This window comes from Paenibacillus xylaniclasticus (assembly GCF_004001065.1).
GTDB lineage: Bacteria > Bacillota > Bacilli > Paenibacillales > Paenibacillaceae > Paenibacillus_T > Paenibacillus_T xylaniclasticus.
Window position 1 is genome coordinate 58173 of the sequence record NZ_BIML01000006.1, and the last position, 24637, is coordinate 82809.

The following is a 24637-nucleotide window of genomic DNA, read 5'->3' on the forward strand; positions in this document are numbered from 1 at the left end:
TGAATAAATAGGATTAGAACGTTCGAATTCGTATTCGCCGGCAGAAAGGAGTACAGCTTAGTGAAACGGTCGCCCAAGCCGAAATGGTCATTCGTCCTGATGCGCGGCGCCGACAAATCGGTCAAACAGTTCAAAGTATCGAAACGATCTGTCGTCGCCGCCCCTGCGGCTGCTGCTCTGGCATTGTCAGGCTGCATCGCGGCTCTTCAGATCCGATCAGCTTTCAAAATCGATTCCCTCCAAGACGAGATTTCGCAGCAGTCGAACACATTTACTCATACCGTAAACGACAAGGATGTCTCGATCGGGACACTGCAGGAAGAAATCAGAAGGCTCAATCGGCAAGCCGAAGAAATGCGGGGCAAGATCAACGATTTGCGTGAGCTGGAGAACAAGCTGAAAACCTTCATCGAGCAATATGGGAAGCTGACGGGGAGCTCTGCATCCGGTATATCCTCGGGCAGCTCGGAAGCGAGCGCAGCGTCAGCGTCGCTTGCGTCCTCTCCTACCACCTCGGAGGCCCAATATATGATCGCATTGGCGAAGCAATCCGGCCTTGATTTTCGCAAAATCAGCATTCTCGTTGACAGTATGGAAGCTGCGATGGAGCAATCGGTCAAGCAGGCGAAGGCTCGGCAGGCCGTTCTTGATGCACTGCCGACAGGCTGGCCGACGAAGCGTTCGGCCAAGCTGACGTCCGGCTTCGGATACAGAAGCGATCCGTTCACGCACAAATCGACCTTCCACGCTGGCATCGACATCGGTGGGAGTACCGGCGACCCGGTGTTCAGCGCAGGCGATGGGACGGTCGAAGAAACAGGTCGAGACGCCAGTGAAGGGAATTACATCGTCATTAATCATCATAATGGGCTGAAGACGAAGTACATGCATCTATCCCACATTGAAGCCAAAAAAGGCGATAAAGTGGTGCGTGGAGAGAAAATAGGACTAATGGGCAGCACCGGCCGAAGCACTGGAGCCCACCTCCATTTTCAAGTTATGCAGCACGACGAGCCTATTAATCCGATGCGATATTTGGACGACTGATCAATTGCTCGCTGACAGCACTCAAGCTGCTGCTATTATAATGATTTAAGGAGGATGCTATGTTCAAAGATTCGAAGCGGATTCCTATGACCGATACACTGATCGGTCAAGGGACACATGCCGAAGGGAAGATTGTATGCGAGGCCGGTCTTCGTATTGAGGGAGAATACCGGGGAGATATCGAATGTGTCGGAGATATCATTGTCGGGGAGTGTGGTGTAGCCCGTTCCAACATTAGCGGACGCGATGTGACGATAGCGGGCAAAGTATATGGGGATGTCGTTACGAAAGGACGCTTAACGATTACGGCTACCGGACAGCTGCACGGGAATATTAACGCTCAGTCGTTCATCATGCAAGACGGAGGCCTTTTTACTGGCGCATGCCGGATGGAACGCGCGCAGGAGCAGTCACGCTCCCAGCCGCTCATCGGCACTGAGGCTCAGCCTCAGGCGAAGGAGCAGCATTCGAGTTCGAATTCGAAAGAGAAGGATAAACGGCAGGCCCAAGCCGGGTAACTGCAGCCTGCCTGCAGCGATATGAGCGTAACAATAAAGAAGTGACGGTAAAGGGATCACTCTCCCGATACCGTCACTTCTTTGCTTAGCGGACTAGACTCTTGTGAGACCGTCCCATCCATTGTTAGGACGCGATATCACGCTTTCTGAATACCGTCCAAGTAATTCCGATAAAGATCACGTAATAGACAGCCAGTACGCCAAGCGAGAAGCCCAGCGTATGATCATATTCGCCTGGCAGCAAATATTTCGTCAAATCATCATTCATAAACCAGAAGTAATCGACCCAAGGCTTATCTACCATGGACATCACGCCGTACAGTGTGCCGCTCATAAACATCAAGAGCAGCGATAAGCCAATCGCCAAGCCGCCGCTGCGGAATACGGTCGAGAGCAGGAACGAGATCGTAATGGTCGTCATCACCGTCGAAACGAATTGGAGGCCGAACAGAGACAGCATATAATTCCAAATGCTCTTAGTGGACTCTTCTCCAATCATTTCTTTAACCGTACCGCTGCTGAAGCCGAAGAAAATGCCGTCAAGCACGTAGTTCCAGACGAACAAGGCAACAAAGAAAAACAGCGCAAAGCCGATTAGAGCGATATATTTGGACAATAAAATTTTGGAGCGCGACCATGGGCGGATCATAAGCAGCTTGATGGTGCCTGCGGAAAACTCGCCGGCAACACTGTCAGCCGCAATAATAACAGCATAGATAACGACAATACTGAAGCCTAACATAGCCTGCATATAAAAAGCTTCCCACATCGAGTCGGGGTTTCCACCAACGCTTACCGCGATAATATCCGATGCCAGCATCAGCACCAGCATAATGCCCATCATAATCCACGTGCGCGGACGCGAGTAAATCTTCATATTCTCATTGCGAAGCAAGTCGATAAAGCTACCCAATCGTCTCACCTCCTGTTACTTCGATGAACTGTTCTTCCAGAGACTTCGTCTGTATGCGGAAGCCGTACACTTTAATGCCAGCTGAGACGAGCTGCGCGTTAATCCAAGCCGCCGTCTCACGGTCCGTATCCAGCTCGATGCCATCTTGAACAATAGCTGCCGAATGCTGCGTCAGCAGCGCCAATGCATCAGCAGGACGGTCAACATCGAACCGGTATTTGCCAGCTGCATTGCTTGTCGTACCTTCTTGCACAATGACTCTTTCATCGATCAGCTTGCCGTTCTGAATAATGGCAACACGGTCGCACATCAGCTCCATCTCGCTCAGCAAGTGACTGGATACGAATACCGTAATGCCCTCTTCCTTCGCCAGCTTGCGCAAATAATCGCGCAGCTCGCGAATACCTGCCGGATCGAGACCGTTGGTCGGTTCGTCAAGAATAAGCAGCGCCGGCTTATGAAGAATCGCCTGCGCCACACCTAGACGCTGACGCATACCGAGCGAGTACGTCTTAACCTTATCGTGAATGCGTGCTTCCAGTCCGACAAGCCTTACTACCTCGTCAATCCGCTGGCGTGTAATGCCCGGCACCATCCGGGCGAAGTGAATTAGATTCTTATATCCCGACATATATTTGTACATCTCGGGATTCTCGACGATCGCGCCGACTTGGCGAATTGCCTTCTCATAATCCTTCTGGATACTGTGGCCTTTAATCGTAATTTCTCCACCTGACAGCTTCATCAGACCAACCATCATCCGAATGGTCGTTGTTTTGCCGGAGCCGTTAGGCCCCAGGAAGCCGCATACTTCTCCAGCATGCAGGTCGAGTGATAATTGATCAATAATGGTTCGTTTGCCGATTTGTTTCGTAACGTTCGACAACTGAACAATCGGTGCACTCATTGCATCTTCCCCTTCTATGTAGACTCTCAATTATTAATTATACACGAAATTGGAAGATTCAGTGATTACTTTAAACAAACTTAAGGTCCGCCGTCATCCTTTTGGGAGTAGACGGCGGACCTTTTAATGAAACTTTATAGGAACAATTGGAGAACGCTCCTCTTCAGCCGGTCGATACCAGCTTGCGCTCAGATCGGGTGCTTCGCATGCCGTACTGCCATTCATGCTCATTAGCTCTGCATGCGGTGTACTGTGGCCGGAATGGAGACGACGATGATCCGGGAGCATGTCCGCATGACTCTGCTTCTGTTCGCAGGCCAGACAACAGCCCAAAGGATGCACCACGCGGAAGTACCCCGTGCGGAACAATAATTCAGCATGCTTCATCTCCATTAATTGACCGCAGGACACACAATAAAACCGGTCACCAAAATGTTGCACCGTCACTCATCTCCCTATTGTTACCGATCTGTATACTATATGTATCAAAATTAAATAAGTTGATACATTACGTATCTTTAAGTTTAATTTATGACAAATATCGATGAATGTCAATAGAAGGACGCGATTCATGTCGTTATTCCAGCTTCCACAGAAACAACCATTCTCCGTTCTCCTTCACCACATAGCAGGTTTGCACCAGCTCGATTGGACCGTACAGCGACTTAAAGCTCTGCTTGACTTCTACGGAATAAACGTCATCCCATTCTGCATCTTCCTCCTTGAGACGAAAGCCGCTTACCTCCTTCGACTTCCCGATCGTATACCCGTATGTGGTGGTATGCAGATCTTGCATCAATATATGTGCCCGATTCTGAATATATTTGTCCTTTGGATACTTCTCCTTGATCGAGGTATGAAACAATTCCCACGAGCTTCCGTAATCGCCGGCCTGCTCCAGCCGGTAAAACTTATCGACAAGCTTCTCGGCCACTTCCGACCGGCCGGCTGAAGAAGCAGCTCGCAATCCTTGGATGGTCAGCCACGAGCATAGAATAATTGATGCCAGCACGAACAGCAGCTTGATTACCGGCCTCCTGCGCCTGGTCCTCCATGCCAATGTCATCCCTCCTAACCGAACAGCGCACGTCCCATATGTCTCAAGACATGCCCTTACCAGTCAGTATATGAGGGTAGTCCCCCGCTCCATGACAACCGATCCGTTATCGAACCATCATTCGGTATATAAAGTGAACCTTTGTGCCTTCCGGATTCATCTGCTGCAGCACATCGCACAGCGCTTGGACAATTGCTCTCCGAATGGAAGGCTCAGGGGTCAAGCTGCAGCGATACCTATAAAGATTATCTTCACGCCGCTGCCAATCCGTATGGCCGGTGAGCCGAAATTGCCAATCGAGCAATTCGAGATCGAACTGAAGCAGCACTCTCGGCCCAACCGGCAGCTTCAAATGGGACATAAACTCAATACTGTCGGGACTCATATGTGTAACGAGTACTGACGTTGCTTTCGACTGAACGACTTTTCCATCCACGCTATAGATAGACAGCCGCGCAGCCATCCCGGATAATATCCGGATACGGATTGCGCGGCTGTATACTGGACTTGTAGAGCTCGCATCCCGTTTCATCCGGTCACATCCAAGCTGAGACCGTGATTGGGCTGCACATTCCGAGCTATGCCCTTCCTATCATACGTCATATAGAGGCTCACCGCTTGTGATTGAATACGTTCCTCTTCCCATGAATGTCGAATGCTCATGTGCAGCCGCTCCCCTCTGCGGAAGGAGCAGCCGTACAAGTAACCTCCCTCTGTCTCCCGCTTCCAGACAACAACGGCCGTCATTGCTCGGCGGTAATGGCGGCTCGACAGCTCTAGACAGATCGTATACCGGCCATGCACCGGAAGATCAAGCTTCGTTACAAACTGTATGCCGAACGAATGAATATGAGCGGGTATTACATCAATTTTTCGGGATTGAACAGCCACCCCGCTAACACTATTAATTGACATTACGACCCGCATCCGGCCCATCTGCGGGTATAAATAGTGATTACGGTTTCGTGATCCGATGATCATGACCCTTGTTCACCCTTTGTCACCTTATTTATTGATACAAAATGTATCATCATAAACATAGAAACCCCTCTAATTCACTTCCTGATGCTTCTTCATTAAATCGTGAATCCGCAGCTGTTCTTCTGTAGAAACAAGGTAATACCAAATCCCGTTGATCGTTCTGCCGGTTCCGGCCACTTCGATCGTATCCAACCTGTTAATGAGCTGCCGATATTTGTTCATAAACGTCTTCATATCATCGAACGATACGTTCGTCTTCACGCCGCCGCCGATTTCGCTTAGGATCGAATTTATCTTCGTAATGTTCTGAAGATTTACGGAATGCCGCATAATCGATTGCAATATATCGCGCTGCCGTGTATTCCGTCCAAGGTCGCCTCTTGGGTCCTCGTAACGCATTCGCGAGTATAAGAGCGCCTCCTCACCGTCCAGCTTCAGCCAGCCCTTCGGAAACGAATGACCAGCACTCTCGAAGGCGAACGGATTGTACACCTCTACTCCGCCGATCAGATCAATAAGCCGCTCGAAGCTTTCCATATTCACCTTTACGTAATAGTCGATCGGATAGTCAAGAAAATGCTCTACGGTCTGCAGCGACATGTCTATCCCGCCGAAAGCATAAGCATGGTTTATTTTATCCGTCGTTCCATGCCCGATTATTTCGGTCCTCGTATCGCGCGGGATACTGAACATGAGAATCGACTGCTTAGCCGGATTGACGGACATCACTACGATCGTATCCGAACGGCCAACATCATTCATGCGTTGATCGACCCCAAGCAATAGCACCGTAAACGGAGCTTCGCTCTTCAGCTCTGCCGGCAGCTCTGTCTTTCTAGCCGTCTCTGGATCTTGGCTAATATAGACAGGTCGGCTCGGTTCCTCGTAGATTACTTTCGCTGTATGCTTGATTTGAGAGTATAAGTAAGCTGTATGTCCCACCGCATATAAAATAAAGGCCGCTGCTGAAGCAGCGACCCCCATCCATACCTTTATCCATATTCGACGATCAATGGCGACATCACCTCATATCCTCCGACTATACAGCCCCTTGCTGATAAGCCAACAGCTTGCTGAAGGAGCCCCTCAGCTCCATCGACAGCTGCATATATGACCCTTGCTGCACCACTCGACCCTCCTCGAGCACGATGACTTGATCGGCATTGCGAATGGTAGACAGCCTATGGGCAATGACGATTACGGTCATTGTCCCCTTCAGCCGTTCAAGCGCCGCTTGAATTTTCGCTTCGTTCTCGTGATCAAGCGCGCTCGTCGCTTCGTCCAGCACGAGAATCGAAGGCTTGCGAAGGATCGCACGGGCAAGTACGATACGCTGACGTTCACCGCCGGACAGACGGATTCCACGGTCGCCGATGATCGTATCAAGCCCTTGCGGCAGCTTCCTGACGAACTCATCAGCCGCCGAGAAGCTTAACGCTTCCCATAGCTGCTCCTCAGCAGCATCCGGAGCGACTAACAGCAAATTGTCACGTACGCTCGCATGGAACAAGAATGGGTCCTGCGAGACGAAACCGAACATTCGCCGAATCGTCAGCAAATTATGGGAGGACAGCGGGATGTCGTCGAACAGCACCTCGCCTTTCTCCGGCTGGATAAGTCCGATAAGCAAATCGATCAGCGTGCTTTTTCCCGCGCCGGACTTGCCGACGATCGCCGTCATCCCTCTAGCCGGTATGAACACATTAATATTGTGAAGCGCATATTCGCTTTGATTTCTTTGGTAACGGTAATGCAAGCCGCGGCACTCAATTCCATGAAGCGCACCGATCGGCTTATAGCCTTTGTTTATGGTCAGCAGGTTCATTTCCCTTGCCTCTGCACATTCCTTATGCAGCTTCATCAAACTGGTGAAGGCCGGAAGTGACGAAGCAAGCGATTCCCAACTGCTCTGAATCGTCTGAAACTTCGGCCACAGCCTTGAGAATATAACAACGATCAGCAGAAGCTGCCCACCTTGCACATGCAGCACTTCGAATGAGAAATAAATAAGCGAGCCTATTAATATCGCCGATGTTATTTTATAAAATTGCTGGGTATTCGTCTGCAGCTTCACGAACCGGATCATGTTCGACTCCAGCTGTCGGCAAAGCGCCTTAAACCATCTATAATGATGGACCTCCAGCATATTCGTCTTCACTTCTTTGATCCCATTGAAATGATCCGTAATGCTTGCAACGTAATGCTTATTCAGATCGGTCGTCTCTTCGCCAAGCTGCTTCGCCCGTCGCGTAAACCGGCGGGAGAACAAGGCTAACAGCAGGCCGCAAACGGTTACAAAAATCGTGAGCTTATACGATAGCCATAACGCGAACCCAATTTGGATGCTCATAAAAACAATCGTTGAAGCCAGCTTCAACACAAGATTCGTTCCTAAAATAACTCTGACAAGCTCAAAGTTGAGAATGTGATGGATATCCGATTTTCTCGTTCGCAGATACAGACTCCAGTTCGCCTGCAGCAAATTCCGGTACGTCTCCAGCCGGATCGCACGGATGAAAGCTTGCTGAATACGGCTTCCTTGAATCGTCTGGCTGCGCTGTACGAGCGATTGCGCCATAATGAGTGCGACATAGACAGCGATCATAACAAGGAGGCGGGAATGCTCCGGAATCGATTGAACAGCCTCGGTCACATGACCAAGTAACGGAATCGACAGCGATCCTATCTGCACTAAGCCCGTTATACCCAGCAAAGGCACTAGCAGGTAGATTGCGAAGCCTTCAATCGAACTAATCAGCATCATGACAATCATATTCACATACAGCTTGCTTCCCGATATAAAATGCAGCCTTTTCATATAAAAGATAAGCCCCTGCACTCCCTCACCCCCTCGCTTGAACCTCATCCCGCTTCCATTTCACAGTCTTGCCGAACAGAGCAACGACCGTAAAATTCTTCATCTGCTCATAGCCTGTCAAATAAATTGGTCCGCTGCGCAGCCATGCATGCGCGACCATCTCACCGGATGGGCTCCGGCTCGTTCCAAGATAAAGTGTGCTTGCAACGCCGCGCCGTTCCAGCATTTTCAGGGCTGCAATCGCCTGCACCAGACACATGCTCTCCCACCATGTATAACGGCTCATGCTTCGAACAGCCTGCGAGATGCTGCGGATCATGGCCTCATCGGCGCCATGATGCTCATAAGGTGTTTCAACCATACGCTCACCGAGCTGCGGCGCAACGCGGGCGAACGGAATCATCTTCAATATTCGCGCCCATCCCAAATAAAAAAAAGCTTCTGCATACAGCCTTTTCCTCTCCATCGGCCAAGCAGCAAAAGCCTTCAGCTTGCTCCACAAAGGGATATGCCTCCCTCCCTCGTAAAAATTGGCTCTCACAGAATGAAAAGGCGCTTATGCCACGACGATTAGCTGTTCCTTCGCCAAGCTTTCCAGAAAGGATATCACCTGCTCCTCGCACTCCGATACCTCTACCTCGTATTCTTGCGTAAGCTCCTCAACGAGCGACCGTACCGTCTTCGGCGTCTCGATCAGGCTCCATATTCGGCCGCCAATTTCACCAAGATTATAATATTTGCCGGATTCGATGCGCATCATGACCGTTTCGCCGTTCATGCTGCTAGCCAGATTGCCTTCAGCTTGAACGACTGTTTCATTCGCAGAAATTTTCATTGGGCAGATACTCCTTCCGATACTTCATTCAGAATCATCGACACTAATTCGTTCACCGTGAATCCAGATGTCGGCCGGCTCAGCCGATATACATTGGACGTTTCGGATAAACGTGTTGTGCACTTGAAATGCCACTCGTACAATCCGAGCATCGGGATATGATAATTGCGGTATGTATGTTGAAGCAGTACCGGAAGCGGTTCCATACCGTCTAGCCGCTGCAGCCTCGGTTGATCAGCATCCGACTTCACAAGCTCAATTATTCCCGCTAGCGGAAAGGTTTCGTTGATATAGCGATCATGAACGGGCACCGCATACTTCGGCCTAGACTTCTCCTCATACAGCGTCTCAAGACCGTTATGGTCCATCTGCAGGCTGGAGACGCTCTCTTCCCAAAGCTTCTGCTGCGGGTACGAAGGAATGACAATCGGAAGCGCTGCTTTCTCATCCAGATCCAACTTCACTGCAATTACATCATCCGTTAAAAGCTTATAGCCATGGCTTAACAAAGCAGCGGCAAGCGTAGATTTGCCTGCACCTGATTCGCCGACAATAGCATACGCTTTATCTCCAATGACTACTGCACTTCCGTGCAACGGCAGCAATTTTCGGTGCAGCAGCAGTACGCCCATACAGCTTCCGAGCACAAACAGCCGGATCTTCCGCATGCTGCAGCTCGAAGCAGGCGATACCGTTATAATGCCGTCCCTAGACACGCGAAAGATCGCTACGTCTGGAACGTGGATAAAATAGTTGTGCTCCACATAAGCATAATAGCCCCTCTTGCCGCCCAGACTCTGCCATTCCGACTGTAAATCGCCCCATACAACTTGTACATCAGGCTCTTCGTCATATTGGCTTTGCGTATAAAGCTCCGGGAATGAAATTTCACTTTTAATGATCATGCCGAAGGCGCTGTAGAACGAATCTTCCGAACTCGCCATCTCTTTAGGCACCCCTTTAATGGAGGGGTCTAATACAGAGAATACTGAACTGCATTAGACCGCCGGTTAAGTATCATCGATAAAAGTATGAAACTAGGATGCTGCTGGCGGATCATACAAATCAGCGTCAATGACGTTACCGTCTTTGTCGAATACGACGCTATCCGTCTCCTTCACGCCGAAGCCCGCCATCGTCATCTTAACTTGCAGCATTTCTAATGCAGGAGCTTGCCACTGTTTTTTCATGGTCTCACCTCCTTTCCTGCTCACATTCCATATCCAGCTATGCAAGCTGCTTTAGAAACCGGTAGACAACAAGCGACCGCATAAGAGCTCGCATCGTCGGGCCGCTGGCCAGCTCTGCTGACGGTCGGTGTCTAACCTCCGCAAGCGCTGCTCGTATTCGATCTACATGGATGTACGGCGCCATAAGCTCGCTTGCGCATAGCTGATCCATCTCTGTAATGAACGCATCCCATGACGGAAGCATACGATGCACCCAATCCGTCCCTTGAATGCCGCGAGTACGTTGATTGAGCCGCACAGCATCCGGCAGCAGACCATTCATAGAACGGCGGACAAGCGCACGGTCCATCCCTTTCTGAACGAATTGCTCATACGGCAGCGACAAACAGAAACGGACAACCCGCGGATCGTTCGTCGGATCTCTCTCCGTTACGCCGTAACGAAGCGACAGCTTGGTCGCAACGGTTCCCTGCATACTTACAATCGCAAGATTGTCGTAGAACTTCTCCCGCTCGTTATGAATCGTAAGCGAGAAGCCTCCAACTCCAACCTCATAGGGCTTTAGCCGTTCGTACACATTCGTTGCCTTCGCAAAGTCAGGATGGATAAATTGGAGCCCCTCTTCATAGCCGGATGACGAGGAGGCAGTCCACTTCGGAGCTGCTCTCTGACCGATTAGCTTCAACAGCCTCTTCCGCCCGACGCCTACGTTCCTTGCATACTGCTTCAGCTCCTGATTAAGTCGAACCAATCGAAACCGCCGCAGAAGATGAACATAATAGTCGATGGCGTCTCCCCAAGAGATCGAGTAATTACCTCCCGAGCCCATGAGCATGAGAGATATTCCTTGCTTGGCGGCGTATTCCTTAATCCCCTTGATCCAAAAAGAGTTCTCGATGAACTTGTAAGGCATCTCCATAATTTGGAGCCACTCATCCATCTCAGACAGCGAGCTCTTCCCCTCCAAATCAAGATAATGGTCCGAGATGTTACCTGCATTCCGTACGGTCTCTCGTATAAAAGGGCGCTCATCCGGCACTCGCGTCCATTTCGTCCAAGCGACGAAATCGCGGGGAGGAATATAACTGAACGTATGCAGCGGCTTATTCAGCTTGGCCAGCTCCCGCGAAGCTACACTAACGACCGAGCCTGAATCCAAGCCGCCGCTCAGCGTCGCACCAACCTGCTGATCCGTCCGAATTCTCGTCTTCACGGCTTGAGCGAATACATCGCGAAATGCTTCCTCATATTCGGAATCTGAGCGAAGCTTCAGCTTCTTCTCCGGCTCAAGCGTCGCATATTGCGATATCGTCAGCTTCCCGTTCCTTACGATGAAGCGATGCGACGGCGCTAGCTGATCGATGTCCGCATATACAGTGCCTCGCGTATCGACGCTGTCTAGTACAAGCGGAATCGCCATAAATTCCGCCAGCCAGGACGAACGAGCCGCTGTCGTGACGCCTTTCATTGACAAGAGCGGCTTCATCGTGGACGAGAAAACAAAATGCTCCTCATTCTGATGAAAGTACAGTGTTCGGGCACCGATTAAGTCTCGTGCGCCGAACAACAGCTGCTCTCGCCGATCCCAGATGACGAAGGCGAAATCCCCGATTAAGTACCGCGGACATTCCATTCCCCATTTGCGATACGCGCAGGCAATGATTTCACCATCTCCAATCGACCGCCGCCGGTCCACTGCAATGCCGAGCCGCTCGAACAGCTCTTCCCGATTATCTAGAATGACGTCAGCTGTAATGACGACTCCGCTTTCCTCTTCTGCGTAAGGCAGCGGCTTCCCAGGCTGATCCGAGAACATTCTACGCTCACCACACAGCAGCATGATCGACTTCTGCCGCCAGCTCCCTACGAAATCAATGCGATGCTCACGAAGCGAGCTCGCAAGAATATGCGCCTCATCTTCAGAGACGAGGCGTTGTCTATGTTTATGAATACCTAGAATGGCACTCATATAGTCCCCCATTTCAGTTTTGCATCCTACCATAGTGCCTAATCTGATTATAGCTTATTTTGATACAATATGTAACAATTATTTTTTTAAACCTACATTTTGTATCCTGATTCATTGAAAAGTACCTTCGTGGAATGCTTCTTGGGGATTGTCGAGGTCTTTCAGATTAGCTATCAGATACCGGAAGCTACACTGTTATTCGCTGTTTCTTCTTGCGCCAGTACCATAGAAACGGACGCAGCGGAAAATACATAAAATGCAGCCATCTAGGAAGTGCCAGCACTTCAGCGTCCAGATCGGTCGGATAAAGCTTCAGAATGCTTTGTTTCAGCCGCTGCCGAGTTGATAAGAGCAATCCATTATATCGCTTAAAGTAAGCAACGTATTGCTCCGGCGACATTTGATCCATAATGTCAATGTATTCTGCAATGATCGGAATTGCTTCGTCTGCCAGCAACCGGGCTCTCTCACGCTGCGCAATAATGCTGCACGCAGGGTTCAACGGAGCTTGATACAGCTGAGCTGCCAGAAGCAGCGCTTGACCTGCAACATGCGTTCGGTCAAGCTGTCTAAGCTGCTTCATCACGACATCCCATTGAAGCTTCAGCCGCATCATTCGAGCAATATCGTTCAACCAGCGCAGCCGGAACCAAGCGTGGCGTGCACCATGCGATACGAGGTATATAAATAGATCCTCCTGCCCTAAATAATAAACTGGCTTCGTCGTCTTCTTCGTCGTCTGCCGCCGGTTCCATAATTCCGTGAACGCAGGCTCCTTATACGTGCCCGAGCTCATTCTCCAATGCAGCTCCACTTGCACCCCGTTCTGTGGATGCGTGTAGCCAAGGTGATGCTTCTTGCGCTTTAACGAATTCAGTATGCGCGGCGTATGCTCATCGGGCTTAAATCCAAGCTGGAGCAAAATGGCTTCCGCCTGCTCGATTCGCTGCTCTGGAACGAGTATATCAAGATCCTTGGAGGTTCGAAGGGAGAAGTCGCCATATAAAGCCTCTGCGATTACAGGACCTTTCAAGACTAAAGCTTCGATATGGACAGCCGCCAGCTCGCTGCATACCTTCTCCATCACAGCTGTTAATTGCAGCATCCGATACGTATTCTGAATAAACATTTGATTGAGCTGCTGCTTAACATGCTCCGGAATGACGTCGATCTGTCCAAGCTTAGAGGCTGCGACCGGATAGAGCCTATGCTGCTTCGCCAAATGAACAAATCGATCCCAATCGATATGAAGCTGCCCGAGCTGCCGGGCTTCCTCACGCGCTTTGCTTATGTCGTCTGTTCGGATGATGGTAAGCAGCAGCTGCAATTCAAGCGGCAATCGTCGAACCATGTCCAAAGATCCGTTGACCATCACGCTAACTCCTCGTCATAAAGTTATAAAGAAACGAGTGGAATCTGTTCCCGAACGCCTTGGTTCAGACTTGGACGGCCTACCGAGTAATAAACGAAGTCGGTCCCGACCAGCTGATCCTCGCTGTAAACGTTGCGTCCATCGATCAAATTCGGCGATCCAAGCCAGCTTCGAATGTCCTGCATCGGAATTTGCTTGAACTGGTTCCATTCCGTAAGCAGGCACAGCGCATCAGCGCCAAGCGCCGCTTCCTTCGCCGAATCGCAGTAAGCAACGCCGGACCGGTCGAAGGCTGCTTGAAAGTTATCCGAAGCAATCGGATCGTAAGCCCGAACGCTCGCTCCTTTGTCCAGCAGCTCTGCGATAACCTCAATCGCTGGCGCATCTCTGACGTCATCGGTCTCCGGCTTGAACGACAGCCCCCATACGGCGATCGACTTACCTTCGAGATCCCCAAGTATGGTCTCCAGCTTGCGAATGACGTTAAATCGTTGGTCACGGTTCACTTCAACGACCGATTTCAGAAGCTTGAAATCGTAATTTACGTTGCCCGCAATTTGGATAAGCGCCTGCGTATCTTTAGGGAAGCAAGACCCGCCATAGCCGATGCCAGCCTTCAGGAAGGAAGAACCGATTCGCCGGTCCATTCCCATCCCCTTGGCTACCTCCTCAACATCCGCTCCCACCTTCTCGCATATGTTGGCGATCTCATTGATGAAAGATATTTTGGTAGCCAGGAAAGCGTTGGAGGCATACTTGATCATTTCCGCGCTGCGCACATCGGTTACCGTAATTCGGTCTGTCAGCGGAAGATGCAGCTCCGTTAGTATCGCCGCCGCTTTATCGCTCTCGGTTCCGATAATAATACGATCAGGGTTCATCGTATCCGTAATCGCCGTGCCTTCTCTTAGAAATTCCGGTACGGAAGCAAAATCGAATGAACTCGTTGCATATTGCTTAATAATAGCGGCCACCTTCTCATTCGTGCCGACCGGAACCGTACTCTTCACAACAATCACTTTATATTCATTTATTTCCTTGCCAATCTCTTCCGCAGCCTGTTCGATGAAGGACAAGTTCGCTTCTCCACTCGGCAGCGAAGGGGTGCCGACGGCAATAATAATAATTTCCGAACGTCTTACGGCGGCAGCCAAATCCGATGTGAACGTAAGCCGTCCGGCTTCTACGTTCGAAGCAATCATTTCCTTCAAGCCCGGCTCATAGATTGGAACCTCTCCATTATTCAAGCATTCAATCTTCGACACGGCATTGTCTACACATACCACTTCATTGCCCAGATCCGCAAAGCATACGCCAGATACTAGACCTACATAACCTGTACCGATTACCGCCAGTCTCATTTACGATCCACTCCTTACGATTTGATCCAAATAAGCAGCAATTTGTCCCGCACCCTCTCCGGTTTCCCGTCGAAAAGTCGATAGACCGCAGCTGCTTCGCGCTCCGTTCATGATATTGCCGTCCATTAATTGCTCCCAATCAATCAGATGAAAGGGATGATTGTTCTGCAATGCCCGAATCGTATTCGAATCCTCCCGCATCGCACCGCGCTGAACTAGCACAAGCGGCTTGTGCAGCACGACCGCTTCACTGACCGTACTCCATCCTGGCTTCGTGATGACAAGCTCCGAAGCAGCAACATAGTTCTGTGATTCGGTATAGGAAGCCGGAATCGCCGTAACGTTCTTATGAGAGACCTTCATGTTGCTCGAAACAATGAAGTGATACGCCTCATTCTCCCACAGCTTCATCTGCCCTAGCTGGTGAACATCAATACTCATACCGATCGCAAAGTAGACAAGCATCTTCTTGCCGCCCGGATTAATCGTCTCCCGGATCGCGGATACTTCGTTCCAATCCGGCTTCCGGCAGTAGAATCCGCTCTCCATCGATCCGAGCCTGCCCCAGTCTGGCTCCTTCGCGCCGGCCAATCGAATGTAATAATCCATAGCGGCATACGCTTCATTCAGCGGCTGAAGCGATAGACGGTCGAGCATCGACCTATACGCCGTATACCAAGTGAAGTTGGATACACCAGCAGATCGAATTTGGGCTTGCTGCGCAGCCAGTAATGCGATAGGAGAAATATCCGACACGACGAGTTCGACTTGGCTATTATGCAGAAAGTCCGCCTCGCGGCGGACTTCCATCGGCAGTGCTTGAACATACGCCTTATATTTCTTCCGGAAGGCGGCGAAGTCAGGTTCAATAGATCCAGCATGCAGCACGTAACCGAGCTCTGAAGCGCATCGGCGATAGCAGACCGACTCCGAATGCTCCTGCAAGGACGAACGCATGAAGCTTAATATTCGCTCAGAGGAGCAGACGACTATCCGATATGGAGTCGCTGCACTCTGAAGCCAAGCACGAATAACGGCTATGCTGCGGGCAGCATGGCCGTATCCGTAATCCGATACATAATAAGCAACCGTGTGCATTATCCCATCGAGACGTTAAGGCAATGCTCCGACATTTCCGACCAAGTCGTATACAGCTCCATGACCGTGTCTTCCTCTGAGTAGCCGCTTTGTACGATAATCATCTCCATATCGGTATTGGCCCGTAAGCTGTGTAAGGTTTTAATCGGGATGTGCAGTACGTTGCCTGCTTTGACGCTCATAGAAATTCCGTTCTGAACGAACTCTCCTTCGCCCTTCACAATCGTCCATACCTCTTCCCGATACATATGCATGAGATAGCTGAGATTGCGTCCCGCTTTAATCGCAACCCGCTTCGTAATAACGCAGTGCCCTTCCTCATATCGCTCATCGTCCAATATCCGAATCCAGCCCCATTCCTTCTCCTCGAACATCGGGCCTTGATCATAATTAATAAAATCTTTAATCCGAGGACTCGCGCTCTTATCGGTAACCAGAATTCCGTCGGGACTTGCCGCCACAACGACGTTAGATACGCCAAGAATCGTGACCGGAATCTCAAGCTCGTTGACAAGGTGCGTGTTATCGCAATCTTCACTAATCGTTCCCCGGCCGATCTGGTTCTGCTTCATTTCTTCCGTTAAGGTGTTCCAAGTACCAAGGTCCTTCCAATACCCTTCATACGGTACGACGATGATGTTGTTCGTCTTCTCCACGACCTCGTAATCGAAGCTGATTTTCGGCAGGCGGTGGTAACGATCGACAAGCTGCTCGTACTTCACCGGATAACCTTTCGTCTTCAAAATATGAATGAGATAGCCCAGTTTGAAAGAGAATACGCCGCAATTCCATAACGCCTGCTGCTCGATGAGCCGCGCGGCGGCCTCCTCGGAAGGCTTCTCTTGAAAATGGCTCACTTTCAGCACGCCTGCTTCGTCCGACGGTCCTTCAGCCGGAATAATGTAGCCGTACTTCGCAGAAGGATAGGTCGGCTTCACTCCGATCAGCGCCAGATCCGCTCCCGTTGTACAGATGGTGTCCTCCAGCCTTTTCACGACATTAAAAAAGTGGTCCTCAACATAAGGATCCACTGGCAATATCGCTATCACTTCATCTAAATCTACATTGGCAACGGAATACAAATAGGTGGCTGTTAACGCAATAGCCGGGAACGTATCCCTTCGTTCAGGCTCGATAATAAGCGGTACGGACGAGCCGATCTGATTGTGCACCATCTCGATTTGCGACTTCCCTGTCGCAATATAGCTTGAACCCGCCAATCCCGATCGATCGATTTGTTTCCAGACTCGCTGAACCATCGATATCAACTCTTGCTCGTCATTCTCGAGCACCTTCAAAAACTGCTTCGAACGGGCATCGTTCGACAGAGGCCACAGCCGTTTGCCCGAACCGCCAGATAACAGTACTAGTTTCATCGTTACCATTCCTCATCCATTATTTAGCGAAGATTCTCTACTCTTCTTCATGTGGACGCCAGGCAGTTTATTGCGAAGCCGATGCGGCAGCAAAATAAAGAAATAGGAGTACTGCTTCGTCACCGCAAGCCCAACCGCGTACACAACGGCACAAATGACAAGCTTATACAGCAGCGACAAGTAGCCATTGTCAATATCATTATTGCTGCTTAGCACCATAACAGCTGCCATGAGGACAGCAATAATGAGCTCGGGCACGTTAATATACAAAAACTTGAAAACAGACTTCTGGAACCCGATTCCAACCAGGAAAAAATATTCGATAAAATATTTCAGCATGAAGCTGACTGCGACGCACCAAGACAGTGTAACGATATCCTTGCTCAGCACTCCAGCGATGATCATCGCCAGTTGAACCGGCACGTATACGAGTACGCTCTTGAACATCAGCTTCGTCAAGCCGATGCTTCTATAGATGCTGCCGCAGCTTGAAGCGGTCATCTGGAACCAAATCGACACGCCAAGCGCAGCCATACAAGGAACGACGGCATCCCATTTGGGACCATATACGATGTAGATTAATTCTTCAGCCGCGAAATAACTGAATACCGACACGAATACGCCCATCAGCGATAAGCACTTATACACCTTGATGTATTTGTCATAAATGTACTCCTTGTTATCCTGATGGTCCGACAAGATCGGATGAAGAATCGGCGTAATGACATGTGTCAGATTCATTACCGGATACAGCATCAAATTGTACGCCCGGCTGTAAAAGCCTAAAGCTGCGCTGCTCATAAACTTACCGGTTAAGAGGCTATCTGTATTTCTGGCAAAATAATTAATGATATTGAAGCCGAAATCGTAAACGGAGAAACCAAATATTTTCATAATGCTGTTAAACTTAAAGTTCGCATGAAGCTTTAATTTCGTGCTCCACAGGTTTAAGAGAAAGGTCGCGGTTGCAACGACAATCGACTGCACGACCAGGGCGTAGTATTTATACCCATAAGCAGCGAGAATAATAGCTACGACATAGCTGATCCCCGTTACCGTAATCGTCCGAATGCCGACTAATTTAAACCGTTTATTCTTCATCAATAACGCGTTCGGAACAATGTTCATCGTCGAGAACAGCACCGTGATAGACAGCAAGGCGCTTACCGGCAAGAGCTTTTCGTTGTTATAAAACCACGCGATAGGGTAGGCTAGCAGTAGAAACAATGCCATTAATATGAAGCTTGCGTATACCGTTACCGAGAAAATATGGTTGTCGTCATCAGCCGTTAACGTTTTGTTCTGAACGATGCCTGCTCCGAGTCCCATATCCGACAGCAGCACAAAAAAGCTCGTAAACACTAGAATGACCGCGATAATTCCGTAGTCATCCGCGCTGAGCATTCGGGCAAGAATCGCATTGGCGACAATCTGGATAACGATGTTCGTATACCTCGCCGCAACATTAATCATCGCCGCTTTCTTAAGCGTTACTGCATTCTCTTTCATATGAGCTCCCATCTATCCTTCATTCGCAGCCCTCCGTCCCGCTTGCAAAGGGAAATCCACACGATGATCCGCACCGTCCCGAATAAACCGCATCTTCTGTTCCCATGTTAAATGGTTTTCGGCGTACCGTCTCATTTCCTGAGAAAAGTTAGGATGACGGCTCGTAATATGCTCGTAAAACTCAATGATGCTGCCAATATCGATCGCGGACTCGTCAGCAGGCACCTTCTTACGGAATTGAAATGGCTGTGGAAAATCGCTGTCGTTCAAAGCCGTAACGAAGGGAACGCCTCTAGCGCAGTATTCTCTAATCTTAATAGAAGTATCTGCGAATACGCCTCTACGATGAAAGCCAAGGTTGCCAATCGCGATGTCCATTTCATCAAATAATTGATCCAGCTCCTGGCCAAGCAGTACGCCATGGAACGTGACATAACAGCCTAATCCGTATTGAGCAGTCAAATCCTCCAACGGCTTTACATTCCCGTTGCCTACCATGTGAATATGAACCTGTTGATTTCTGTCCCGAGCATCGGCTGCGTAATAATTTTTTAACCCTTCAAGCAGACGGTCGTACCCATGCCAATAATCGAACGTTGCGACGCATATAAGATTGATTCCGGGATGCTGCTTATGCTCTTTCAACTTAATGCTTCTAGCATTAACGCCGTTCGTCGTAAAAATAAAACCTTTCCTCTCTAGCCCTTCCTCAGCTGCAATCGCAACATTGTTCGTAAGATATCTGCTAATATAATGGTGCATAATTCTGTAGTACAGCGTCCTTAGATTGCGGATACGATCCTGAATCTCGGAATAAGTCGGAATCTCCCAATAGACTTTGCGGCGTTGTCTGGAGCAGTACTTCAGAAAGCGCGCAACATCCATCGTAATCGGAGAAATATTGCGAATGTAGATCGAATCCGGCTGCTTTTCCTCGATGACTTGCTTAGCGAATTTGAAAAACTGCTTTAACCGAAGCAGGCTCGACACCTTTTTGGCGAATTTACTGTTATCCTCGTTATACTGGCCTAGCTTCGTATACGCCGCTGTTCGGATCTCCACCAGCTTGTTATCGATGACGTCGTACTGTACGACGCAATGGTTTCTTGAAATAATAAGACTCGACTGAACGCCAAGATTGTGAATGGCCAGGCACTGCTGTCTTACTTTATTCAGTATGCCTACGATCTCCGACTCTTCTCTCAAAAAGCAGATATATATATTTTTTTTCATATTCATATCCCTTTAATCTTTAATTTAGTGAAAATCAGAATCCACATGACCCAAGAGATTAAAACACCGGGAATAAACATGACATTCTCAGCTCCCGAATAAAACAGGAGAATGATCAACAGCGTCACAATGCCGAGCCTCTTCTGCCGAATCGAAACGAACAACACCATGAACAAGCTGAACACAAACAGCGCCATTCCGACCAGCCCGAATTGAATGAGATGCGTAACATACCAATTGTCCGAGAACGTTAAGCCATCAATCATCGTCTTCAAGTCCGACACATTAACGGGAGCGATACCGAACACAACCGCATCATGTTCCTTTAGAATGTTTAGATTGTGGACAAGGTTTGAATTTCTGCCGCTGGCCTCGTTGAAGAATGCTTCTAAATTAAACTGATACAGCATGACAATGAATCCGGGCACGATCACACCGAAGAAGACCGCCAGCTGAATTAATGGGTTCGCCTTTGATAGAACGGAAGAATACAAGCTTAACAGGAAAAACAAAATCGTACCGATGACAGCCGTTCGTGATCCTGTAGCCAATAAGAACGGCAGCAATAATCCGATCAAGACGGTCCATACGTACCATCTTCCGCAGCCGAGCTTGTTTACGTAATAGATGAGGATAATTTCAAGAAACAGAAACATACCTGCCGTATTCGGATGCGAGAAGCCGAAATTCGCTCGGCTGTTCCGCTCCCCCGCCAATATCCAGCTGTAATTGTCGATATTAATTTCATTCATGTTCGTAAGCAAATTCATGATCAGAAGAATACTGTTGCCAAGCAGAATCGTCTTGAGCACAGTCTTATAATTTTCATATTTAATGTAGGAGACGGCTGTGCTCAAAGAGAGAATGAAGATCATAAATAATAGGATATAGACGAGATTTTTGATTGGATCATACTTATAAATCGTCTGTCCTATAATCGGGGAGATCGTATATACACCGACGAGTAAGAATAAGATCACTTTCCCTTCACGACTCATGTCGATAGGTGCTCTATCGAGAAGGAATGCCGCAACCATTAGTATGTAGGGAACGTATTGAACATAGGACAAGCCCGGAATCATATTAACCAACTGATTAAAGAAGGGCACGCATGCCAGCAATACGAGCATGACCTTACTCTTGGATAATGTGAGGTTCATATCAGCCACCTAATCCTCGCTTGGCTACGCATTTTTCGACCGTGGTTCTCCCTCTATAAAATATTCCTTCTCGCGATACTTTCTCTCCGCCCATTCCTTCGTATTCATAATGACGCGGGCAGGATTGCCGACCGCTATGCTGTTGCTCGGAATATGGCCTTTCACAACGGAGCAGGCACCAATAATTACATTGTCACCGATATAGGTACCCGGCAGCAGCGTACTGCGCGTGCCTACGAAGCTGTTAGCTCCAATATGGATGCCCTTGAGGAACAATTCATCTCGATCAGGGTCCGGATTGTTCTTGCCGATCGCCTGCAGACCGCGCGCAATGGAGTAATCATGTGTGAGAAGCTGAACCTCGCTGGAGATGACGCAGCCGTCGCCCAAATGAATGATTGAATAATCGTTTCCATCGAACGTGGCAGTCGTTGCAATATATCGAGGCGTACCTTCAATATCCATCCCATGCTTCTTCAGATGCTTCGCATATTGTCGCGTATACAGATTCGAATCAAAATGCGCGAGCTTCTTCACATATCCTCTTTCTGCAACCTTCCATGCTTTTTTGATTATTCTGACGATGTTCACTGGACAACCCCTCTTTCGAAAATTCGGTGATACCCGGTATGGCTCACTTTCTTCTCTCCGCTCTTAATGGCATATTGCACAACATTGTTAAAGGTCCGGTTGAATTCCTCATTCCCTAGCTTGGCATAGCGTTCTACCGCTTCCGCAAATCCGCGAATATTATCGACCTGAAGCACCTCGCCCGCTCCATGCTGCTGAAGATCCTGCCAAGGCGTCTGGTCGCTGAGCAGCGTATAGCACCCCGCTGACAACGCCTCCTGAATGACGTGTCCGTAATTTTCCCCTAATGTCGGGAACAAGAACAGGTGATGCTTGCGCAGCGTCTCGACTACTCGGTCGGAATCGACCAGGCCCGCATATTGCCAGCGAATATTCGGAGGCAGTTGTCGCAGTTCATTCTGGCATTGCTCCCAATAATGCGGATCGTGTACCGGCCCATAGATCGTGAAATCGATATCGCTTCGTACGAGCTTCAGCACTTGAATTGCACCGATCAGGTTTTTCTTCGGAGCAATTCTCGATATCCAGACGACCTTCACCCGGCCCTCTTCTTTATGCTTCGCAACAGGCGTTTCGTCCACTTTTCTCGGAAGATCCTCAGCGATGACGAAATTGCCGTGTGTTCTTACCTGTGCGCTAATCTCCTTCACTTCCATCTCCGAGGTAGCGGACCAGTAGATGTTCTTGAACATCCCCAGCATGTTGAACACAATCGTAAACAGTTTCTTCTTCTTATACTTGAGGCGGAACTCCATCGGAGAGAACAAGCCCATTGCAGCGACGAACACTGGCTTCTTGATCAGTCCGAGCCGCTTCAGCAGCAGTGTTCGGATCGAATAATCGCTGAAGCAGCCGCATACGTACACCAAATCCGCTTCATTGGACAGCTGGCGAATTGTGCGCAGCGAGAACCCCTTAGGGGGAACATAATAGACGCTTGCTTGCCCAACCCTATTCCAGCCATAGACCGTAATGCCCGGATAAGGCGCTGTATCTCCATGATCTCGATCGCAAGTAAGAATACGGAAGTCATACTGATCGCCCAAATAATCAACGAGATTTTTAATCGAACGAACAGGTCCTCCGTCTTTGTAGCCAGGCAAATATCTGCCCATAATGATTAGAATCTTTCGTTTATCGTTCTTCATCTTCACATAGGCTCCTTGATTATGAATCGAGAGACTTATGCCTTCAGATCGCCCTGCAGCTGCATCTTACGGTCGAACTTCTCGCATTCATACATCTTGGCGTCAACGAGGAACCGGTACCAGTATGCCTGCAGGAAATGAAATATTTTGCCCTCCGGTCCGTCCAGAAAGCCAAGCTTCACATAATACCGGTAAAAAAAATAAAGGTGAGCCCGAAAGAACTTAGGAAGTCCGTAATATCCCTTGTTCTTGACTACCCTCTTCACCTTAGCCTGCTTGGTTGAAACCCCATTCTCGAGCAGCTTATCCTTCGCGAATGCCTCATCCACTGTCATCTGACGATCAAGCACTTCACGGTTGCTGTACCAGTTATGCTTATTAATCCACCATTCCAGATCCTTCTGGTTATTGTCAATCAGATCATACTTGAAGTTGACAGTATCCCCTTCAGACAAAATCATATGCTCATCCATCATCTTTTGCTCGCACATTGCTTTTCCTGTTCGGAAAATTCGCAGCAGCAGCTCAGGATACCGGCCGCCATGCTTAATCCAGCGCCCCATGAAATGGACTCGTCTTCGGAGTACAACGCCGTTAATATTGCCCGCAAGCTTAGGCAGCTTCGTATTAATCTCCTCCGCCAAATCCTCCATTAGCTCCTCGTCGGCGTCCATTCTCATCGACCACTCGGTCGTAATATTCGTCTGGGTCAAGCCCCAGTTCAGCTGAGTAGCGTAATCGACCCACGGGTTCTGATAGAAATCAAGTCTGCTGCCGATGGCCTGAAGCTCCCGGTTCAACTCCTCACATATTTGCTCGGTTCTATCATTACTATAGCTGTCCACAATAACAAATCGTTTCGCGATGCCGCGAAACGACTCAATACATTTTCTAATGTTCTTCTCTTCATTCTTCGTCAGAATCACGACCGTAAGGTCAACCATGGCACAGCTTCCTTTCTAACGGATACGTCAGCGGCGGCTTAAGGCTGCAGCTTCTTAATCACTTTGGCCGGATTGCCGGCGATTACACAGTTATCCTCGAATACACCGCTGACGACGGCGCCGGCGCCAACGACGCAGCCATCGCCCAATACCGTTCCTTTCAGAATTAGGGAGTTGCATCCAATAAAGCAGTTTCTGCCAATTGTAATCGGTCGGCTGCCTATTTTCTCTTTAATGTCCAGGTTTCTCGCTTCGATCTCCAAAGGGTGAAAATCGTTGTCCAATATTTTGGCATTGCCGCCGATATTCGTATTGTCGCCAATCGTAATCGATTTGCGGGCGTAGATCGTCGCTCCGGAGATGCCGACCCGATCTCCAATGACGATTCTTGCCTCCGGCGTCCTCGTCACGATTATCGTGCGCTGATACAAACCGACCAAATTCGATAAGAACGAGGAATTAATCGTAACCTGATCGCCGATCTTAAGCTCGGCACCAGACTTGTTGAAGATGACAGGGACGCCCTTCAACAACAAGCCTTTACCATACTTGACCTTCATGGCGCTAAGCAACAATTTGAACCAATTGCTATTCATTTCGCAGCCCTCAT

At 49.2% G+C, this 24637-nt stretch carries 26 protein-coding genes; 2 read left to right on the plus strand and 24 right to left on the minus strand.

Features of this window, described 5'->3' with window-relative positions:
• Nucleotides 1–60: 60 nt before the first annotated feature.
• On the plus strand, nucleotides 61–1047 hold the full coding sequence (locus PXY01_RS09435) for a M23 family metallopeptidase (RefSeq protein WP_127569600.1): 987 nt from the start codon (nucleotides 61–63) through the stop codon (nucleotides 1045–1047).
• A 59-nt stretch (nucleotides 1048–1106) separates the two neighbouring features.
• Complete coding sequence (locus PXY01_RS09440; RefSeq protein ID WP_127569601.1) at nucleotides 1107–1565, plus strand: bactofilin family protein; 459 nt, start codon at nucleotides 1107–1109, stop codon at nucleotides 1563–1565.
• Nucleotides 1566–1689: 124 nt separating this feature from the next.
• Here the strand turns inward: PXY01_RS09440 and PXY01_RS09445 are convergent, their stop codons facing one another.
• The 24 genes from PXY01_RS09445 to PXY01_RS09560 form a co-directional block, all read right to left on the minus strand.
• Nucleotides 1690–2478 (minus strand): ABC transporter permease, encoded by a 789-nt coding sequence (locus PXY01_RS09445; protein WP_127569602.1) that lies wholly within the window; start codon nucleotides 2476–2478, stop codon nucleotides 1690–1692.
• The gene (locus tag PXY01_RS09450) at nucleotides 2471–3385 is read right to left on the minus strand and encodes an ABC transporter ATP-binding protein (RefSeq protein ID WP_127569603.1); all 915 of its coding nucleotides are present in this window, start codon (nucleotides 3383–3385) and stop codon (nucleotides 2471–2473) included. Before PXY01_RS09450 ends, PXY01_RS09445 begins: the two co-directional genes overlap by 8 nt.
• 123 nt (nucleotides 3386–3508) lie before the next feature.
• Nucleotides 3509–3826, minus strand: coding sequence for a hypothetical protein (locus PXY01_RS09455; protein ID WP_127569604.1), 318 nt, complete (start codon nucleotides 3824–3826; stop codon nucleotides 3509–3511).
• A 136-nt stretch (nucleotides 3827–3962) separates the two neighbouring features.
• Nucleotides 3963–4445, minus strand: a complete 483-nt coding sequence (locus tag PXY01_RS09460) for a hypothetical protein (RefSeq protein ID WP_127569605.1) — start codon at nucleotides 4443–4445, stop codon at nucleotides 3963–3965.
• 103 nt (nucleotides 4446–4548) lie between these two features.
• A complete protein-coding gene (locus PXY01_RS09465) occupies nucleotides 4549–4974 on the minus strand; it encodes a hypothetical protein (protein WP_127569606.1) in 426 nt (141 codons plus the stop codon).
• Nucleotides 4971–5423, minus strand: a complete 453-nt coding sequence (locus tag PXY01_RS09470) for a PilZ domain-containing protein (RefSeq protein WP_127569607.1) — start codon at nucleotides 5421–5423, stop codon at nucleotides 4971–4973. Before PXY01_RS09470 ends, PXY01_RS09465 begins: the two co-directional genes overlap by 4 nt.
• A 69-nt stretch (nucleotides 5424–5492) precedes the next feature.
• A complete protein-coding gene (locus PXY01_RS09475) occupies nucleotides 5493–6407 on the minus strand; it encodes an LCP family glycopolymer transferase (protein WP_174721822.1) in 915 nt (304 codons plus the stop codon).
• Between the two features lie 55 nt (nucleotides 6408–6462).
• Complete coding sequence (locus tag PXY01_RS09480) at nucleotides 6463–8262, minus strand: ABC transporter ATP-binding protein (protein WP_127569609.1); 1800 nt, start codon at nucleotides 8260–8262, stop codon at nucleotides 6463–6465.
• 4 nt (nucleotides 8263–8266) lie between these two features.
• Entirely contained in the window at nucleotides 8267–8707 is a 441-nt protein-coding gene (locus PXY01_RS09485; protein ID WP_373864290.1) for a lasso peptide biosynthesis B2 protein, read from the minus strand.
• 90 nt (nucleotides 8708–8797) lie between these two features.
• Nucleotides 8798–9076 (minus strand): lasso peptide biosynthesis PqqD family chaperone, encoded by a 279-nt coding sequence (locus PXY01_RS09490; RefSeq protein ID WP_127569610.1) that lies wholly within the window; start codon nucleotides 9074–9076, stop codon nucleotides 8798–8800.
• Nucleotides 9073–10020, minus strand: coding sequence for a phosphoenolpyruvate carboxykinase (ATP) (locus PXY01_RS09495; RefSeq protein ID WP_127569611.1), 948 nt, complete (start codon nucleotides 10018–10020; stop codon nucleotides 9073–9075). The genes PXY01_RS09490 and PXY01_RS09495 overlap by 4 nt, the downstream gene beginning before the upstream one ends.
• A 93-nt stretch (nucleotides 10021–10113) precedes the next feature.
• On the minus strand, nucleotides 10114–10266 hold the full coding sequence (locus PXY01_RS09500; protein ID WP_127569612.1) for a paeninodin family lasso peptide: 153 nt from the start codon (nucleotides 10264–10266) through the stop codon (nucleotides 10114–10116).
• A gap of 37 nt (nucleotides 10267–10303) precedes the next feature.
• Complete coding sequence (locus PXY01_RS09505) at nucleotides 10304–12235, minus strand: asparagine synthase-related protein (protein WP_164744359.1); 1932 nt, start codon at nucleotides 12233–12235, stop codon at nucleotides 10304–10306.
• A 187-nt stretch (nucleotides 12236–12422) separates the two neighbouring features.
• Complete coding sequence (locus tag PXY01_RS09510; RefSeq protein WP_127569614.1) at nucleotides 12423–13607, minus strand: nucleotidyltransferase domain-containing protein; 1185 nt, start codon at nucleotides 13605–13607, stop codon at nucleotides 12423–12425.
• A 23-nt stretch (nucleotides 13608–13630) separates the two neighbouring features.
• Nucleotides 13631–14968, minus strand: a complete 1338-nt coding sequence (locus PXY01_RS09515; RefSeq protein ID WP_127569615.1) for a UDP-glucose dehydrogenase family protein — start codon at nucleotides 14966–14968, stop codon at nucleotides 13631–13633.
• Entirely contained in the window at nucleotides 14969–16066 is a 1098-nt protein-coding gene (locus tag PXY01_RS09520; protein ID WP_127569616.1) for a glycosyltransferase, read from the minus strand.
• On the minus strand, nucleotides 16066–17442 hold the full coding sequence (locus tag PXY01_RS09525) for a sugar phosphate nucleotidyltransferase (RefSeq protein WP_127569617.1): 1377 nt from the start codon (nucleotides 17440–17442) through the stop codon (nucleotides 16066–16068). Before PXY01_RS09525 ends, PXY01_RS09520 begins: the two co-directional genes overlap by 1 nt.
• 12 nt (nucleotides 17443–17454) lie before the next feature.
• Complete coding sequence (locus tag PXY01_RS09530; protein WP_164744360.1) at nucleotides 17455–18951, minus strand: lipopolysaccharide biosynthesis protein; 1497 nt, start codon at nucleotides 18949–18951, stop codon at nucleotides 17455–17457.
• A gap of 12 nt (nucleotides 18952–18963) precedes the next feature.
• Nucleotides 18964–20184: a glycosyltransferase gene (locus PXY01_RS09535; RefSeq protein WP_164744361.1), complete on the minus strand. Its 1221-nt coding sequence runs from the start codon at nucleotides 20182–20184 to the stop codon at nucleotides 18964–18966.
• 2 nt (nucleotides 20185–20186) lie between these two features.
• Complete coding sequence (locus PXY01_RS09540; protein WP_127569620.1) at nucleotides 20187–21344, minus strand: O-antigen ligase family protein; 1158 nt, start codon at nucleotides 21342–21344, stop codon at nucleotides 20187–20189.
• A 24-nt stretch (nucleotides 21345–21368) separates the two neighbouring features.
• Nucleotides 21369–21935, minus strand: a complete 567-nt coding sequence (locus tag PXY01_RS23040; protein ID WP_127569621.1) for an acyltransferase — start codon at nucleotides 21933–21935, stop codon at nucleotides 21369–21371.
• Nucleotides 21932–23083, minus strand: a complete 1152-nt coding sequence (locus PXY01_RS09550; RefSeq protein ID WP_127569622.1) for a glycosyltransferase family 4 protein — start codon at nucleotides 23081–23083, stop codon at nucleotides 21932–21934. The genes PXY01_RS23040 and PXY01_RS09550 overlap by 4 nt, the downstream gene beginning before the upstream one ends.
• Nucleotides 23084–23118: 35 nt before the next feature.
• Nucleotides 23119–24027 (minus strand): glycosyltransferase family 2 protein, encoded by a 909-nt coding sequence (locus PXY01_RS09555; RefSeq protein WP_127569623.1) that lies wholly within the window; start codon nucleotides 24025–24027, stop codon nucleotides 23119–23121.
• A gap of 38 nt (nucleotides 24028–24065) precedes the next feature.
• Nucleotides 24066–24623, minus strand: a complete 558-nt coding sequence (locus tag PXY01_RS09560; RefSeq protein ID WP_127569624.1) for an acyltransferase — start codon at nucleotides 24621–24623, stop codon at nucleotides 24066–24068.
• Between the last annotated feature and the right edge of the window lie 14 nt (nucleotides 24624–24637).